The sequence below is a fragment of the Cytobacillus sp. FSL M8-0252 genome, assembly GCF_038007345.1.
Classification (GTDB): Bacteria; Bacillota; Bacilli; order Bacillales; family Cytobacillaceae; genus Cytobacillus; species Cytobacillus kochii.
Genome location: NZ_JBBOWZ010000001.1, coordinates 3,325,611 through 3,342,822 on the forward strand (window position 1 = coordinate 3,325,611; position 17,212 = coordinate 3,342,822).

Annotated in this window: 16 protein-coding genes, 1 other RNA gene and 1 other annotated feature; of the genes, 3 read left to right on the plus strand and 14 right to left on the minus strand. The window is 37.5% G+C overall.

Translation table 11 applies throughout. The features are described 5' to 3' along the window. Positions 1–22 precede the first annotated feature (22 nt). The 3 genes from MKX83_RS16750 to MKX83_RS16760 are packed head-to-tail and all read right to left on the minus strand — an operon-like array spanning position 23 to position 2,321. Positions 23–1,165 (minus strand): cysteine desulfurase family protein, encoded by a 1,143-nt coding sequence (locus MKX83_RS16750; protein ID WP_095372462.1) that lies wholly within the window; start codon positions 1,163–1,165, stop codon positions 23–25. A gap of 24 nt (positions 1,166–1,189) precedes the next feature. Beyond that, a complete protein-coding gene (cymR, locus tag MKX83_RS16755; protein ID WP_095372461.1) occupies positions 1,190–1,609 on the minus strand; it encodes a cysteine metabolism transcriptional regulator CymR in 420 nt (139 codons plus the stop codon). A 52-nt stretch (positions 1,610–1,661) separates the two neighbouring features. Next, positions 1,662–2,321 (minus strand): YczE/YyaS/YitT family protein, encoded by a 660-nt coding sequence (locus MKX83_RS16760; protein WP_307312797.1) that lies wholly within the window; start codon positions 2,319–2,321, stop codon positions 1,662–1,664. Between the two features lie 238 nt (positions 2,322–2,559). On the opposite strand from MKX83_RS16760, the gene MKX83_RS16765 reads away from it, so the two are divergent. Then, positions 2,560–3,825, plus strand: a complete 1,266-nt coding sequence (locus tag MKX83_RS16765) for a replication-associated recombination protein A (RefSeq protein WP_307312795.1) — start codon at positions 2,560–2,562, stop codon at positions 3,823–3,825. A 174-nt stretch (positions 3,826–3,999) separates the two neighbouring features. On the opposite strand, the gene MKX83_RS16770 is transcribed toward MKX83_RS16765, so the two are convergent. From MKX83_RS16770 to MKX83_RS16795, 6 genes are all read right to left on the minus strand, one after another. Next, complete coding sequence (locus tag MKX83_RS16770; RefSeq protein ID WP_341056597.1) at positions 4,000–4,749, minus strand: polysaccharide deacetylase family protein; 750 nt, start codon at positions 4,747–4,749, stop codon at positions 4,000–4,002. A gap of 82 nt (positions 4,750–4,831) precedes the next feature. Further along, complete coding sequence (locus MKX83_RS16775) at positions 4,832–5,788, minus strand: ABC transporter permease (RefSeq protein ID WP_095372457.1); 957 nt, start codon at positions 5,786–5,788, stop codon at positions 4,832–4,834. Between the two features lie 3 nt (positions 5,789–5,791). Beyond that, entirely contained in the window at positions 5,792–6,712 is a 921-nt protein-coding gene (locus MKX83_RS16780; RefSeq protein WP_307312792.1) for an ABC transporter ATP-binding protein, read from the minus strand. A 9-nt stretch (positions 6,713–6,721) separates the two neighbouring features. Continuing rightward, a complete protein-coding gene (locus MKX83_RS16785) occupies positions 6,722–7,417 on the minus strand; it encodes an ABC transporter ATP-binding protein (RefSeq protein WP_095372455.1) in 696 nt (231 codons plus the stop codon). After that, a complete protein-coding gene (locus MKX83_RS16790; RefSeq protein WP_095372454.1) occupies positions 7,407–7,781 on the minus strand; it encodes a GntR family transcriptional regulator in 375 nt (124 codons plus the stop codon). Before MKX83_RS16790 ends, MKX83_RS16785 begins: the two co-directional genes overlap by 11 nt. Positions 7,782–7,783: 2 nt before the next feature. Beyond that, entirely contained in the window at positions 7,784–8,563 is a 780-nt protein-coding gene (locus MKX83_RS16795) for a hypothetical protein (protein WP_307312789.1), read from the minus strand. Between the two features lie 130 nt (positions 8,564–8,693). On the opposite strand from MKX83_RS16795, the gene MKX83_RS16800 reads away from it, so the two are divergent. Continuing rightward, complete coding sequence (locus MKX83_RS16800; protein WP_095372452.1) at positions 8,694–9,089, plus strand: SANT/Myb-like DNA-binding domain-containing protein; 396 nt, start codon at positions 8,694–8,696, stop codon at positions 9,087–9,089. Positions 9,090–9,134: 45 nt separating this feature from the next. Here MKX83_RS16800 and MKX83_RS16805 read toward each other — a convergent pair whose 3' ends face one another. From MKX83_RS16805 to MKX83_RS16825, 5 genes are all read right to left on the minus strand, one after another. Beyond that, positions 9,135–9,905 (minus strand): tRNA threonylcarbamoyladenosine dehydratase, encoded by a 771-nt coding sequence (locus tag MKX83_RS16805; protein WP_307312786.1) that lies wholly within the window; start codon positions 9,903–9,905, stop codon positions 9,135–9,137. Between the two features lie 1,046 nt (positions 9,906–10,951). Further along, positions 10,952–11,140, minus strand: a non-coding RNA gene (gene ssrS, locus MKX83_RS16810) — 6S RNA. 81 nt (positions 11,141–11,221) lie between these two features. Then, entirely contained in the window at positions 11,222–12,997 is a 1,776-nt protein-coding gene (aspS, locus tag MKX83_RS16815; RefSeq protein ID WP_307312785.1) for an aspartate--tRNA ligase, read from the minus strand. Between the two features lie 12 nt (positions 12,998–13,009). Then, entirely contained in the window at positions 13,010–14,284 is a 1,275-nt protein-coding gene (gene hisS / locus MKX83_RS16820; RefSeq protein WP_095372447.1) for a histidine--tRNA ligase, read from the minus strand. Between the two features lie 66 nt (positions 14,285–14,350). Continuing rightward, positions 14,351–14,587 (minus strand) — a binding site (T-box leader). Positions 14,588–14,685: 98 nt separating this feature from the next. Continuing rightward, the gene (locus MKX83_RS16825) at positions 14,686–14,862 is read right to left on the minus strand and encodes a hypothetical protein (RefSeq protein ID WP_180316944.1); all 177 of its coding nucleotides are present in this window, start codon (positions 14,860–14,862) and stop codon (positions 14,686–14,688) included. A gap of 282 nt (positions 14,863–15,144) precedes the next feature. On the opposite strand from MKX83_RS16825, the gene MKX83_RS16830 reads away from it, so the two are divergent. Further along, complete coding sequence (locus MKX83_RS16830) at positions 15,145–16,911, plus strand: SH3 domain-containing protein (RefSeq protein ID WP_341056599.1); 1,767 nt, start codon at positions 15,145–15,147, stop codon at positions 16,909–16,911. Positions 16,912–17,212 lie beyond the last annotated feature (301 nt).

The following is a 17,212-nucleotide window of genomic DNA, read 5'->3' on the forward strand; positions in this document are numbered from 1 at the left end:
ACCTCTCTTTGCTATACTTTATTTATGCCTGAAATCGTTGCACGATTTTACTTACTTCTTTTCCAGCTACACCTGCTTGTTCTAATGTATTACCATAGCCAAAGCTGAACCTTATAGAGTTAGCTAACCGCTCATCTCCTTTACCAAACATCGCGACCAGTACATGCGATGGGTCTATAGATCCTGCTGTACATGCAGAACCACTAGATGCGGCAATCCCTACCAAATCCAAATTAACAAGCATAGCTTCCACATTTGTTCCTGGAAAGCTTAAGTTTAATACATGAGGAAGTGTTTCAGCAAGCGAACTGTTTTGCTTAAACTTTATTCCATTTTCTATCAATGTTTGCAAGAACATTTCTCTTAATTGTTGAAAGTGCGTACTTTTAGCCCCTCTATTTTGTTGACTTACTTTCACTGCTTCTAAAAAACCAGCAATGGCAGGTACGTTTTCCGTTCCAGCTCTACGCTTTCTTTCTTGCTCGCCCCCAAACAATCTTGAAGGAAGGGAAATGTCTTTCCGGCAATATAGAAATCCAATACCTTTTGGACCATTTATTTTGTGAGCTGAAACAGAAAGTAAGTCAATATTTGCTTCATTCACATCTATAGGCAATAGGCCATAAGCTTGTACCGCATCTGTATGAAAGACTGCTTGATGATTAACGAGCAGTTTACCTATCTCAGCGATGGGCTGAATGGTACCAACTTCATTATTCGCATACATGATGGTAACTAAAATTGTATCATCTCGTAACGCTTTCTTAACAGTGTCTACCTCAATGACCCCTTCATTGTTGACTGGTAAATATGTTACTTCAAATCCTTCTCTTTCAAGCTCTTCGCACGCATGTAGTACTGCATGATGTTCAATTTCTGAAGTGATGATATGCTTACCTTTATTTTGATTCGCTCGAGCTACTCCAAAAATAGCATGATTATCGGATTCGGTTCCACCACTTGTGAAAATAATCTCGTTTGCAATAGCTCCAATACTTGATGCCATTACTTCTCTTGCCCGATCAAGTACTTGTCTTGCTTCTCTACCAAAAGAATGAATGCTTGATGGATTTCCGTAATCCTCTTGCATCATTCGCATCATTACTTCAATTACTTGAGGATGCATCGGACTTGTTGCCGCATGATCCAAATAAATTCTTTCCACTTTTTTCACCTTCTTGCCAATCTGTTAAATATAAAACATATAAGCATCGGATTCACCATTATCTTTATGGTTTGCTAAATCCTCAATCGTTGTATTATCCAATACCTCTTTCACTGCGTCACGTATACGCATCCATAATTCTCTTTTAGCTGGTTCTTCATTTTCTATCCCTTCAACTGGACTAATCGGACCCTCTAATACGCGAATAATATCGCCTGAAGTGATCTTTGATGGCTCATCTCCAAGTATATATCCGCCATAAGCTCCTCTTATACTTTTCACAAAACCAGCATTTCTTAAAGGAGCAATTAATTGTTCTAAATAGTGTTCTGATAAATCATTTGCTTGTGCAATTGTTTTTAATGAAACGGGACCTTCCCCATATTTCTTAGCGAGTTCTATCATAATCGTTAATCCGTAACGACCTTTTGTCGATATTTTCATTCCCGACACCTCTATTCATCTTTATTCTCTCTATAAATTCCATCGTTACCTGTTATGAGGCAATCGATACTTTTCTTTCCTTCATTCGTGCAAGTAACTTATTCGTAAATCGTTGACATTGTGGTAATGCTGCACCGACTATTGGACCAGTAGCCAAGCTTAAAACGATTGTCCCCCAAAAAACAGGACCGCCAAGCTGCCAACCGATAACTAACACAATAATTTCCATACTTGACCTTATATAGGCAACTTTCCAACCTGTTCGATTCATTAATGCCATCATTAAACTATCCCGTGGCCCAGTACCTAAACGAGCTGATATATACAAGCCCATACCATAACAATTAATTAAAAGACCACAAGCAAACATAATGAACTTTCCCCAAATCGTTTCAGGAGTGGTCATAAACGGTAATAATAAATACAAATCAATAAAGATTCCAATAAGAATCATATTAAGATAAGCACCTGCTTTTGGCATCTCTTTACCAATGATTGCCGCAATGGCAAGTACAAGAATACCAACAATAATAGACCAGGTGCCAATTGATAACCCTAATTGATAATACAAACCTACATGCAATACGTCCCAAGGTGTTGCGCCTAAATCTGCAACAATAAGGAGTACAATTCCTAAACTCATTACTAATAAACCGAGTAAATAGATAATAAACCTCGGTCCTGTTTGCCCTATTTTATTATTATTGATCATTTGACAAGCCCTCACAGGATAGATTATTTTTAATCTTATTTCTTACGCCCTCCATTAAATGGTAGAATACTCTTTAATAAGTAGTTGGATAGGTTAAAAACATTTTTCTTCACAACATATAAATAGACCTTGCTATTATAGCACATTTGCAAGCGTTAATCATTTTAGCTATTTTAATTTTATGATATGTTATCAAAAGGAACAGGATAAGCCTCTTATCTAATTAGGAGTGATATAGTTGAGTATCAAACCGTTAGCTTTTCGAATGAGACCAAGAACAATCAATGAAATTATTGGTCAACAACACCTCGTGGGAGAAGGTAAAATTATTCATAGAATGGTAAAAGCGAAACAACTATCATCGATGATATTATACGGACCACCAGGAATTGGAAAAACCTCTATTGCTAGTGCAATAGCTGGTAGTACTAAATTCGCTTTTCGCACTTTAAACGCAGTGACAAATAATAAAAAGGATATGGAAGTCGTAGCAGCCGAAGCAAAGATGTCAGGTAAGGTTATTTTATTATTAGATGAGGTTCATCGCTTAGATAAAGCAAAACAGGATTTTCTTTTACCTTATTTAGAAAATGGCATGATTACCTTAATAGGTGCTACTACTAGCAATCCTTATCATGCAATTAACCCCGCCATCAGAAGTCGATGTCAAATTTTCGAACTAAAGCCATTAGAAGTGGAAGAGATTAAAACGGCATTAAAAGTAGCTATTGCTGATGAAGATAGAGGGCTGGGTAATAAGACAATAGACATAGAAGATGAGGCATTAACTCACTTTGCAACTGCATCTGGAGGCGATGTTCGTAGTTCGCTAAATGCGCTTGAATTGGCAGTGCTTTCAACTGAACCAGATGACTCAGGTACTATCCTCATCACACTTTCAGCTGCCGAAGAATGCATGCAAAAAAAGAGTATGGCACATGACAAAGATGGTGATGCACATTACGATGTTTTATCTGGATTTCAAAAATCCATTCGTGGAAGTGACGTGAATGCCTCCCTTCATTATTTAGGCAGATTAATTGAGGCAGGAGATATGGTTAGTATTACAAGAAGACTATTGGTTATCGCTTATGAAGATATCGGACTTGCCTCCCCCCAAGCTGGACAAAGAACATTATCAGCCATTGAATCAGCAGAGCGGTTAGGTTTCCCTGAAGCAAGAATTCCGTTAGCTAATGCAGTGATTGAGCTATGCCTTTCACCGAAATCTAATTCAGCTATTATGGCGATTGACCGTGCTTTATCAGATATACGTGCAGGCATTAGCGGTGAAGTTCCAGATCACCTAAAAGACGCCCATTATAAAGGGGCGAAAGAATTAGGTAGAGGCATTGACTATCAATACCCGCATGATTATGAAAATGGATGGGTAAAGCAACAATACTTGCCTAATAACATTAAGCAGAAAACTTATTATGAGCCAAAAACGAACGGTAAATTTGAAGAAGCTCTTTCCAATGTTTACAAACGGCTACAACAGTAAGATTCTAGCTAAAAAAGATAGTAAATCCACTCAGTTCTAAATGTTTGAGTGGATTTTCCTCATTTGTTAACAACAAAATACTTGGCAATGCCTTATCTATCTCTTGTCACTCTGATAAGTAAGGCAGAACATATCTTTTCATCATATTTCCACTCAAAAAAAATAGAAAACCTGTTATTTTGCATCGAAGATAGTTGTTGGAATTTCTTGTGAAAGTAAAATAAGCTCGGACACAGTTACCCCTTTAAATTTAATATTTTTCATTGTTTTCAAGATTTCCTCTAGTGCAAACACTGTCTGTGAACGATCACCACCAGCATCATGTAAAACAATTATATCTCCAGGTTTCATCGCAGTAGATACGTGATGAAAAATAGGATAAACACCAGGGTTCATCCAATCTTTAGGATCTTGATGCCAAGACCACATCGTTACTAAATAACCTTGTTTTGTAGCTGTATTCATAATAGTATCATTGTATATTCCTCCAACTGGTCGATATAACGTCATTGATTTAGAAGTAATGGCTTTCACAACCTCCTCTGTCTTTATAAGTTCTTCTGTCAATTTATCTTCTTTAATTAAAACATCATATCCGTGGTTATACGTATGATTAGCAATTTCATGACCTTCTTTATTTATACGCTGTATCACCTCAGGGAAATCCTTTGCTTTTTTCCCCACGACAAAGAAAGTCGCCTTTACTTGATACTTTTTTAATAAATCTAAGATTTGCGGCGTGTATACAGGATCTGGTCCATCATCAAATGTAAGTGCTACATAATTTCCTTTCATTTGGCAAAAATCCCAAATGGCTAGGCCCAATTGTTCATATTCATCTCTTTCCTTAATCGAAGCCTCGCTAATACGAAATGGTATAAATAAAATCATTATAAAGACGAGAAAAAACCACTTTATTCTCATGACCCCACACTCCTTCAATGATTATTGTGACCATTTCACCCATAAAAATAAGCTGCCGGAAATTTCCAGCAGCTTCTAGATTTTATCCAGCTATATCTCTTTTCTTAAATATGATAAATGCAATGATTTGGAATATCAGAAAATAAACAATCAACATGATAACGGAAAAAGTTAACGTCATTCCTGGTAACATCGGTGTTCCTTCAAAGTACTGAAACAGATCGGTATTAGCAAATAAACTATATTTCGCCCAATCATACTTCATCGCAATGAGGTGAGTAATTTGCCCACCAGCAAACATAAGGAAAATAGATAAACCAATTGCTAATGAACTACTTCTGAATGCTGATGAAATCATAAAGGCCATCGTTGCTAGCATAATGTTTTGGATGGATGATAAACTATACACATTGATTAAATGCAAAATCATTGACTGTTCTTTTACTACTCCATCTTGATATAAGAGATACGGTTCACTACCACCTAAACCAAATAGAACGAGGCCTAATATGCCAGAGAACATGAAAAGTAAAAAGAGCAAACTGAAACCAAATAACAGCACAGTTATGTACTTGGAGAGAAGAATTTTACTTCTAGTAATTGGGCGAATGAGTAGCAGTTTAATCGTTCCCCAATTAAATTCACTTGCTACAATCCCTCCAGCAATAATAATCATAAACAAACCGGCAAAATCTATTAGCGAAGACATATCAGATATAAAACTCAGTGCCTCGTAATCTCCATTTGGTGATATATTGTTTTCGATGCGATACTCATTAATGGCAATGATCTTTTCATAGCTTTCTTTTACATCCTCTGGAAGCATATCTCCGGAATTCTCCAGCTCCTTCTCATAGGAGTCTATCTCCATTTGTAACCCTTTTTGCCATTGCTCATTTGGAGGGACTGATCCTTGTACATCTTGGTATTTCATAAAAGCACCTGCTACAGCAACGATAAAAAGAAGAATGCCAATCATTACATAAGTGCCACTTCGTTTAAAGATTTTCACCCATTCGTTTCTAATTAATGAGAACATCGCTTATTCCGCCTCCTTCTGTAGTGTTGTCACTTCAAGAAAGCGGTCTTCCAACGTTTTCGTCGTTTCTTGAATACGATATATATTAATTCCATCATGAACCCACTCTTTCACCAATAAAGGGATATCCTCTTTTTGTGCTCGCAGCATAAGCGTATTTCCCTTCACCTCTGCTTGCTGTTGTGGAATTAATCTATTGACAGCAAACATTGCTTCTGTTGGATGATCGACGTCAATTTCATATTCCTTTGCTCCTCCTTCTACTTGCTCATGGACAGACTGAATCGTAATTAATTTACCTTTTTGAATAATACCGACTCGATCACACATCATTTCCATTTCTGATAGTAGATGACTAGATACAATGACTGCCATTCCTCTTTCTCTTGCTAACTTCCTTACATGGTCACGGATTTCACGAATACCAGCGGGGTCTAATCCATTTGTTGGTTCATCCAGAATTAACACTTTAGGGTCATGTAACAAACATTGAGCTAACCCTAGTCGTTGCCGCATACCTAAAGAATAAGTCTTCACCTTATCATGTATTCTCTCAGTCAAACCAACAAACTCTACTGTCTCCATAATTTTTTCTTTTGTAATTCCCTCTGCCATTTTTGCGTAATGGAGGAGATTTTGATATCCACTCATAAATTTATACATTTCTGGATTTTCAACAATCGCTCCTACATGTTGGATTGCCTTCTCAAAGTTTGTTTGCACACTATTGTCAAGAATTTTAATATCACCTTCACTAATGCCAATTAAGCCAACAATCATCCGAATAGTGGTTGTTTTACCCGCACCATTAGGGCCTAGAAACCCAAAAACCTCTCCTTCCATTACTTCAAAATTTAAGGAATCAATAATTTTTCTCTTTTTAATGATCTTTGTTACATTTTCAATTTTAACTACTGCTTTCATTTCTTTCCCTCACCCCTTATATGTTTCTTTCATCCATTCTTTGATAGACAGCCCTTTTTCTTCTCTTATTGTTTCTACATGATACTGACCAAGAAATTTCCCATCTTCTATCATAATCAATTCGTCAAGGACTGTTTCAACTTCTTCTATTTCATGTGTGGCCATTAGCACTGTTTGTTTCTCAAAATCAATAAAGCTTAATAATCCTTGAACCAACGAATCCCGAACCATTGGATCTAATCCAGAAAATGGTTCATCTAAAAGTAGAATAGGTGCTCTTCTAGCAAGAGCCAATACTAACTTTAACCGTCCACGGTTTCCTTTCGATAATGACCTAATTTTTACTGAATCATTTAAGTTCATAAATTGAAGTAGTTCCATTGCTTTATCTTGTTCAAAATCAGCAAATTGGCTCTCATAAAAATTCAGCATATCTCTAACCGTAAAAGAAGGATAAAAACTGTCTGCCTCTGTTAAATAGATGACTTTGGACGCAATTCTTCTATTAGCAGGCTCTCCTAATACATTGACTTCACCACTTGAAGGATAAGTCAGACCAGAGATGAGTTTCAATATGGTGGATTTTCCACTTCCATTCGGTCCCACTAGGCCGATGATTTTCCCAGGGCGTATTGTAAAGCTGATATCTTTCAAAACCTGATTAAAGCCATATTTCTTATTCACCTTATGAAACTCAATCATCATGATCCTCCTTCAGGAATTGAGATAGCCCTTGTTTCATTTCCTCATTAGAAAAGCCTAACTCTCGCAAATTATTTACATAGGATTGGATGATCTGCTTTTGCATATCTCTTTTTAAGTTCATTAACTTGGCTGTATCTTCTGTTACAAATGTTCCTTGCCCACGCTTCGCCAAGGCGACTTCCATCCTTTCTAGCTCTTGATACGTTCTTTGAATTGTATTTGGATTCACCCCAAATGTAAGTGCCATCTCACGAACAGAGGGTAATTTTTCCCCTGGAGCTAACTCTTTTCTCACAATCTGTTGACAAACCCGTTCCATGATTTGGAGATATATCGGCTGTGATGAATGAAACTCTTTCGCCATTATTACACCTCAACCTTCTTTTCGAGCAACCAAGTCGAGGTAATGAATAACAGACTAGCTGTAACGAGGTATAAAAGGATTTCTACAATGGAGATTGTACTATCAGCCATATTGAATGTGAACCCGTCTGATTGAACAAAAAAGTTGAAATGCAGCCAATCTACATTTAAATCAAGCTCACTCATATGGACTAATTGTTTGTACCAATCGCTTTCACCTATTAAACCAGAAATGAACATTTGCACAACTACTATGATAAATAAAGATACTGAGCGCACCCTTCCTAAGATTGGTACATTTTTTAAGCTATAGTAAACGAACCAATAAAAACAGAACCATAAACCAAAATAGAAAGACAAACAAGTGATAAATAATAATAAGTAAAGCGGAAGAACAACTGGTATGTTGTCATAGAATGAGACATTAGGATTATAATAATAGCTCCCTATAGCTAAGAAAATGGTAATGACTATCGACATTACAAAATAAATACTAATGGCCACTAGCTTACTACTCAATAAATAAGAACCCCGATTTGGGTTATGCAACCACCCTTGCGTCTTTGTCTCTAAATTTAAGGAATACAAAATAAAAATAGGGTAAAACAGAATATGCGCAAAAAATAAGAAGAACAGAAAAGCAGGTAAAATATTACCTTCCTTAAAATAATGAGTCAATGTTAAGCCTATTAAAACGGCAAAGAACACGGTTAAAATTACGCCATAAAAGTGAGATTTCATTATCTTTAATTCTTTTACGAGCAAGCCACGAAAAGGATTCATTTTTTCCTCCTTTTTACATCTAGTGTATTAGTTAAATAGTACACCGGTACTTTGTTTCCGTCAAGCCTAATGTATGATTCTTTTTTTAAGGTAGAGGATAATAATAAATGTTTTGATAAGGAGGCTTTCGATGACACATGCATCTTGGCAAGAATCCGACGATCAACTATTAGAAGAATTGGTTAATGAGTATAGCCAAAATGGTGATTCTAAAGCAGATGCCTTTCGCATGGCAGCAAAAAAATTAGGTAGAACAGAATCAGCCTGTCAAACTAGGTATCACAATATGAAGAAGACTAAAGAAGACGCTACGAGCTTATCTATACAGAAAGTGATTGAATACTTAAAAACAACCCCTGACCTTTTATTATTATCTGAGAACAAGGCACTTTTACTGGAAAATGAGCAATTAGAGGAAAGAAATAAAGAACTTAATCAAAAATGGGAAGAAACTAGCCATCAATTAGAAAACGAGCTTTCACTTTACGAAGGACTAATGTCTGTTATGAAAGAATATCGCAAATAAATGAAGAAAAGCTTGTAGTAACAATAACTACAAGCTTTTTTTCATTTATTTACTTTCGTCATTTACACGACTAATAGGAATGTCGGCTAATAATTCCTTAACAACATAACTTGCCATAATAAGTCCTGATACAGATGGCACAAATGCATTAGAAGACGGCGGCATTTTCGCCTTACGGATTTTTGCATCATCTTTCCCAACGGTTTTTCTCACATCTTCACGAATAACGATTGGACTTTCATCAGAGAAAACGACGGGTATACCTTTACGAATGCCTTCCTTTCGTAAACGAGTACGAATTACCTTAGCAATTGGGTCAGTATGCGTTTTAGAAATATCAGCGATTTGGAATCTTGTCGGATCCATCTTATTAGCTGCACCCATACTAGAAATAATCGGTATATCTCTTTTCAAGCACTCTTTCATTAAGTGGATCTTATAAGAAATCGTGTCTGAAGCATCAATGACAAAGTCAAGGTTATAACTAAAGAAATCTTCATATGTTTCTTCTGTATAAAACATTTTCAAAGCAATGACTTCACATTCTGGATTAATATCCATAATTCTCTCTTTCATTACTTCTACTTTTTGTCTACCGACAGTAGAAAGCAACGCAATAATTTGTCTATTGACATTGGTAATATCCACATCATCTTTATCAACAAGCACAAGTCTGCCCACACCTGAACGAGCAAGGGCCTCAGCTGCAAATGTCCCCACTCCCCCGATACCTAATACAGCCACTGTACTATTTTTCATTGTCTCTAAACCATCTTTACCAATGGCAAGCTCATTTCGCGAAAACTGATGTAACATGCTATTTCAACTCCATTCCATATCTATCCTACAAATAATCATACCCGTAAAAAAATATATCATACTTTCCGTTAAATACAAGTAAATCACTAGGATTTCTCATTCCTTCTTTTGAAAAAGGTGAACAGATTTTTATGGGCATATGATCTCTTTTGACCTTCCTGTTTTGGTACATATTTGTTGAGTTTTTTAAACCCTAAAAATAATGAAGTCATACGCATGCCAGGTTCTTTCTGAGGGACTTACTATTTCATTTTGCGTAGCGTTCATTATCGGTTTTCCTTCTGAGGGGCTTGCTCATCCATTTTGTGAAGCGCTCACGCCTGGGATTCCTTCTGAAGGACTTGCTATTCCATTTTGCGAAGCGCTCTCGCCCGGAGTTCTTCTGAGGGACCTGCTCATCCATTTTGCAAAGCGCTCACACACCAGAGTTCCTTCTGAGGGACTTGCTATTCCATTTTGCGAAGCGCTCACGCCCGGAGTTCTTTCTGAGGGACCTGCTAATCCATTTTGCGAAGCGCTCACACACCGGAGTTCTTTCTGAGGGACTTGCGATTCCATTTTGCGAAGCGCTCACGCCCGGAGTTCTTTCTGAGGGACAAGCTAATCCATTTTGCGAAGCGCTCACACACCGGAGTTCCTTCTGAGGGACTTGCTATTCCATTTTGCGAAGCGCTCATACGCCAGATTCATTCTGAGGGACCTACTAATCCATTTTGTGAAGCGCTCACGCCCGGGATTCATTCTGAAGGACTTGCTATTCCACTTTGCGAAGCGCTCACGCCCGGGATTCATTCTGAAGAACTTGCTATTCCACTTTGCGAAGCGCTCACGCCCGGAGTTCTTTCTGAGGGACCTGCTCATCCATTTTGCGAAGCGCTCATACGCCAGATTCCTTCTGAGGGACCTGCTCATCCATTTTGTGAAGCGCTCACACACCGGGTTGTTTCTAACTTGCAAAACCCTTAAGTAAGTACACTATTATTCGACCACAGATAAAAAAACCTGATAACTATGATCAGGTTTTACATACAATTATAAATTGAAAGAGTCCCAATTATGCCGTCGTTATTGGTCCTTCATTTTGAACCCGCACTTAGCAGGTGGGTGTCCTGCTTCTCGCATCTGTAAGTCCTCTAGAAATGAGGCATTTACGCTTACGTAGAAAACTCCGGACTCCCGAAGGTAATATGTTCGGTCAAAATTAGGGTAGACGACGTACACATCAGGACTCTTTATGATTGAAGTAATCTTATCATAGCTAAGATATGAATTCAAGAAGTGACATATAGTTCAAAAATCACTTTTTTTACCAATTAATCTTGATTCTTTACATTCAAAGCGAGATGAAGATCATTTAATTGTGCTTCACTTACTTCCCCAGGTGCATCTGTTAAAACGCAACTTGCACTAGCTGTTTTAGGGAAAGCAATTGTATCTCTTAGGTTCGTTCTACCAGCAAGTAACATTACTAGACGATCAAGTCCTAGTGCAATCCCTCCATGTGGCGGAGTACCATAGTCAAATGCTTCAAGTAGGAAACCAAATTGCTCGACAGCTTCCTCTTTAGAAAAACCAAGAATTTCAAACATTCGCTCCTGAATATCTCTTTCGAATATACGTAGGGAACCACCGCCAAGTTCATAGCCATTAAGAACTAGGTCATACGCTTGAGCTTTTACTTCTCCAGGCTGATCAGCTAATTTTTCCAAATCTTGTCTTTGTGGCATTGTAAAAGGATGATGTGCTGCATAATAGCGACCATCTTCTTCGTCATACTCAAGTAGCGGCCAATCCGTTACCCATAAGAAGTTAAATTTGCTTTCATCAATTAATTCTAATTGCTTACCTAATTTTAGACGAAGCGCACCTAATGCATCAGCAACTACTGATTTTTTATCCGCAACGAATAGTAATAGGTCGCCAGCTTCTACACCAAGTGCTGACTGAATCGCTGCTTGTTCTTCTTCAGATACAAATTTAGCAATTGGGCCTTTTAAACCTTCTTCTTCTGCTTTTAACCAAGCAAGTCCTTTAGCCCCGTATACCGAAACAAATTCCGTCAAGGCATCAATATCTTTGCGGGAATAGGTGGAAGCAGCGCCTTTGACGTTGATTGCTTTCACTTGTCCACCTGATGATACAGCACCAGCAAATACTTTAAAGCTCGAATCCTTTACGATATCAGATAAATCCGTTAGCTCCATTTCAAAACGTGTATCTGGCTTATCGGAACCGTATCTTGACATAGCTTCATGATAGGTTAAACGAGGGAATGGGATATGAACTTCTTGTCCTTTTACATCCTTCATGATTTTAGCCATCATACTTTCCATCAACTCAATAATATCTTCTTGGCTCATAAAGCTCATTTCAATATCAATTTGCGTAAACTCCGGTTGACGGTCTGCGCGTAAATCTTCATCTCGGAAGCAACGAGCAATTTGATAATAACGGTCTACTCCACTGACCATTAATAATTGTTTAAATATTTGTGGCGATTGTGGCAGCGCGTAAAACTCTCCTGGATGCACACGACTTGGCACTAAATAATCGCGCGCTCCTTCTGGTGTACTCTTCGTTAAGATTGGTGTCTCTACATCGATAAAATCAGCATCATCAAGGAATCCTCTAATAGCTTTTGTTACTTGATGGCGTAGCTTTAATGTATTGGCCATTACTGGTCTTCTTAAATCTAGATAACGATATTTTAAGCGAACATCCTCAGATACTTCAGATTTTTCGTCAATTGTAAATGGAGGTGTTTTCGCCTCATTAAGAATCGTTACTTTTTCCACTCGAATTTCAATTTTACCAGTTGTTAAGCTCTCATTAACCGTCCCTTGTTCCCTTTCAATAACGACGCCTTCAATATCTAACACATATTCGTTACGAATTTTTTCTGCTAATGCTAAAGCTTCTTGTGAAACTTCCGGATTAAAGACAACTTGGACTATGCCTGTTCTGTCACGTAGGTCAATAAAGATAAGACCTCCTAAATCACGACGTTTTTGCACCCAACCCTTTAATGTTACTTTCTCACCTATCGCTTTTTCGGTAATCTCTCCGCAGTAGTACGTTCTTCCAAACATCTATGATTCCTCCTAGTTTCTATATAGCGCAGTAAAGTCTTGGATAAATGAAGCAAGCTCCATTTCCTTTTGTTCCCCACTATCCATTATTTTTAAGTTAATCTTATTGTTTTTTAATTCATCTTCACCAATAACAGCTACATATTTTGCGTTCATTCGATCGGCTGCTTTGAATTGTGCCTTAATTTTACGATCAGAATAATCTCTTTCAGCAGAATATCCTGCATGGCGTAATTTGTGGAGCAAACCGACAGAATAATCTCTCGCCTCTTCACCTAATGCGACAATATAACAATCAATGGATTGATCAATTGGGAGTTCAACATTTTCGGCTTCTAAAGCAGCTAGAAATCTCTCAATACTTAGAGCAAAGCCAATGCCAGGTGCTTCCGGTCCACCGACTTCTTCTGTTAAACCGTTATACCTGCCTCCACCACAAAGAGTTGTTATTGCGCCAAACCCTTCCGCATCACTCATAATCTCAAAGGCAGTATGCGTATAATAGTCTAAACCACGGACTAGATTTGCATCGACTTCAAATTCAATTTCTAAGTCTGTTAAGTACTGTTGTACTTTTTTGAAGTATTGTTTGGATTCGTCATTTAAGTGATCAATAATTGATGGGGCAGTTTTCATCAATGGATGCTCACGATCTTTTTTACAATCGAGAATACGCATAGGGTTTTTCTCTAATCTGCTTTGACAATCTGAACAAAATTCATTAATACTCGGGCTGAAATGAGCAATGAGGGCCTCACGATGTTTTGCCCGGCTCTCCTTATCACCTAAACTGTTGATGACTAGTTTTAACTTTTTCAAACCCATTTCTTTATAAAGCGCCATGGCTAAAGCAATAACTTCTGCGTCAATGGCCGGATCATCGCTGCCTATCGCTTCTACACCAAATTGGACAAACTGGCGGAAACGACCAGCTTGTGGTCTTTCATAACGAAACATTGGTCCCATATAATATAATTTAACAGGCTGATTTGCTTGGCCAAACATTTTATGTTCAACAAATGAGCGTACTGTGGAAGCTGTTCCTTCTGGTCTCAATGTTAAGCTTCTTCCTCCACGATCATCAAATGTGTACATTTCCTTCTGGACGATATCAGTTGTATCTCCCACACTTCGTAAAAACAAATCTGTATGTTCAAATATCGGTGTGCGAATCTCCTGATATTGAAATTTATGACAAAGTTCTCTCGCTTTTTGTTCTATTAATTGCCATTTCTCTACTTGACCAGGAAGTATATCCTGGGTACCCCTTGGTAAACGGATTGACATATATACCAAATCCTCCTCTTTCCTAAAGCTTAAATAAAAAAACTCTCGTCCCTTGTATTTTTCAATACAAGGGACGAGAGTTGAATATCCCGTGGTGCCACCCTAGTTACAGCATAATAATTATACTGTCTCTTTATACAGATAACGCCTGCATACGTTCTTCCCCTAATAAATTTATATTTTTCAGGGAGAAACCTAAGAAGTGTTCTTTCATCAAATCATCATATAGAAATGCTTTCAGCCTATGGCATTTCCTCTCTTTTTATGTGGAGAATGATTACTCTTCTTCATCATTGGTTCAATTTATTTTATCATTTACTGTATTAAAATATCATTTTATCCTTCTTATCATAATAACCATTGTACAAGATGTCAAGTCTCCATATAGAATAGATGGCGATTTACGTTCTAGAAATTTTCTTTTTCAGTTTTCTCACATCTTGTAAGGAAATTCCGAATTCACTCGCAAGTTCAACCATCGTGGCATTCCCCTCAGCTTGAATAAAATCATGAAAGTCAACACCAAATAATTGGTTCTCGCCACTTTGCACATTCATCCCTTTTTCACCATATCTCACAGACAATCATCCTTTTACCATATAGTCTTTTACTCATGTTAGTATGGGCAAATCGAATGATATTTATAAAAATAATAAAGAAATAGACAAAAACCATGCAATTCTCCCGAATGGTTTGAAGTGGTAATTACGTTACAACTTGTTTACAAAACAGGTTGATAAACCGATATTAGAAGGGAAACGGCCACATAAAAAAGAAAGTATATATAACCTCATTTATCTTGACGAGAGAGGAAATATTTGCTTATCTTGATAAATGGCAAACAGGAAGGAGGAACGTGGTTGCAAGGCAAAAAACATCTTTGGATAACCATTTGTATGATTCTAGTGATAGCTCTTCTAATACCCATAAAAGAGGCAGAAGCTGAATCAGCAGGACAAAAGCTTCGAATTGCAACAGATAGTCTTAATGTTCGCACAGGTCCAGGATTAAGTTATGCAAGTCTAGGAATGGCGGCAAGAGACGAGACTTACACAATCCTTGATCAAGAAGGTGATTGGTATCAGATTGATTTTGAATCCGGCCAAAAAGGGTGGGTCGCCAATTGGCTTGTTGTAATGGAAACAGAAAATAAGCAAGAAAAAGAAAAACAAGTAAATAGCGGTAGTGAAAAAACCGTTACCATCAATGCTGATGGTTTAAGAGTTAGAGGTGGTCCTTCAACTGATTATCGCGTTGTTGGCGTTGTCTCAAAAGGAAAAGAATACAAAATCGTCTCCACCGACCAAGATTGGTTCAATATTACGACTGAGTACGGAAATGTATGGGTACACAAAGACTTTGTTCAAGTGAATGGCCAAACCCAAGAAGCAAGCTCTTCATCTAATGAAGAAAAGAAAACGGTGATTAAACAAGGGGTCATTACTGGTAATTCCCTCAACGTTCGTACTAGTCCAGATACAAACAGTAAAGTAATTGGTAAGTTAAATTCAGGTACGTCCGTAGATATTTTATCACAAGAAAATGATTGGACTGAAATCTCATTTCAAGGGACAAATGCATGGATAAGTAGTCAATATATCCAAGCAGGCAAAAACCAAGAAAAAAAGAAAGAAACTAATAATAATGGCACCATCACCGCTAGTTCTTTAAATGTAAGGGAAAAACCATCATTAAACGGGAACATTATCGGTTCAGTTGCTCAAGGTGACAATTTTCGTATTTTAAAGGAAGAAAATAACTGGACAAATATTGAGCTTCCAAATGGGACAAACGGATGGGTTGCTAGCTGGTATGTGAACAAAGATCAAAGTTCCTCAACGGAATCAAAATCGTCTTCATCTGTCAAAAATGTAACGATTCTGCACAATGGCTCCAATATTCGTCAAAGCGCAACGACTAATGCCACCATTGTAGCAAGAGCCAATCAAGGAGATACATTTGAAGTTGTGGGGACAGAAAAAGATTGGTATGAAATTAAATTAGGTGATGGACAAACAGGTTTTATTGCTGGCTGGATTGTTTCTAATGGCAAACAATCTCAACCAACCGACCAATCTTCTTCTACTCCAGGATTAAAAAACAAAGTGATTGTCTTAGATCCTGGCCATGGAGGAAGAGATAATGGTACAACTGGCGCATCCGGTACACTTGAAAAAACAGTAACGATTCGCACTGCTGAAAAATTGGCTGCAAAATTAAAAGCAGCAGGAGCTACTGTAATATTCACAAGACAACAAGATACATATGTTCCTCTCCAGTCACGGGTAAGTATGTCTCATATGAATAAAGCTGATGCATTCATCAGTATTCATTATGATAGCATAAACGATCGAAGTGTAAGAGGCATGACTACTTATTACTATCACGATTATCAACAGCAATTTGCTGCTGATGTCCATCAAGGGATTATGTCGAAGATCGACTTAAATGATAGAGGTTATAGACATGGTGATTATTATGTTATACGTGAAAATAACAGCAAAGCAATATTACTTGAACTAGGTTATTTAAGTAACGCAACAGAGGAAATAAAAGTAACATCTGAACAATACCAAGAAGCTGTTTCGACAGGTATCTTCCAAGGATTACGTACACATTTTCAATAAGAATCTCACACCTGCCTTTTTGCTTTTAGGCAGGTGTTTTTTTATATTTATTGAACTAGCATAAATTAAGAGTTCCTTAGCCCAATAACAAAAAGAGAGTGTGTAATGTAGTTTTGCTCGTCTATGTTTGATGCTGTCACTCTAGATACACGAGCTCATTCACTTTCCTACGCTATCTTTAACGATTCCACTCTATTTGTACGATTAATCCTCTTCCTACGCTATCTTTGGCGAAATGTACGAGCAAACACATTCAACTCTCATAAACAACGCCCAATTATTAGAACAAAAAAACAACCTG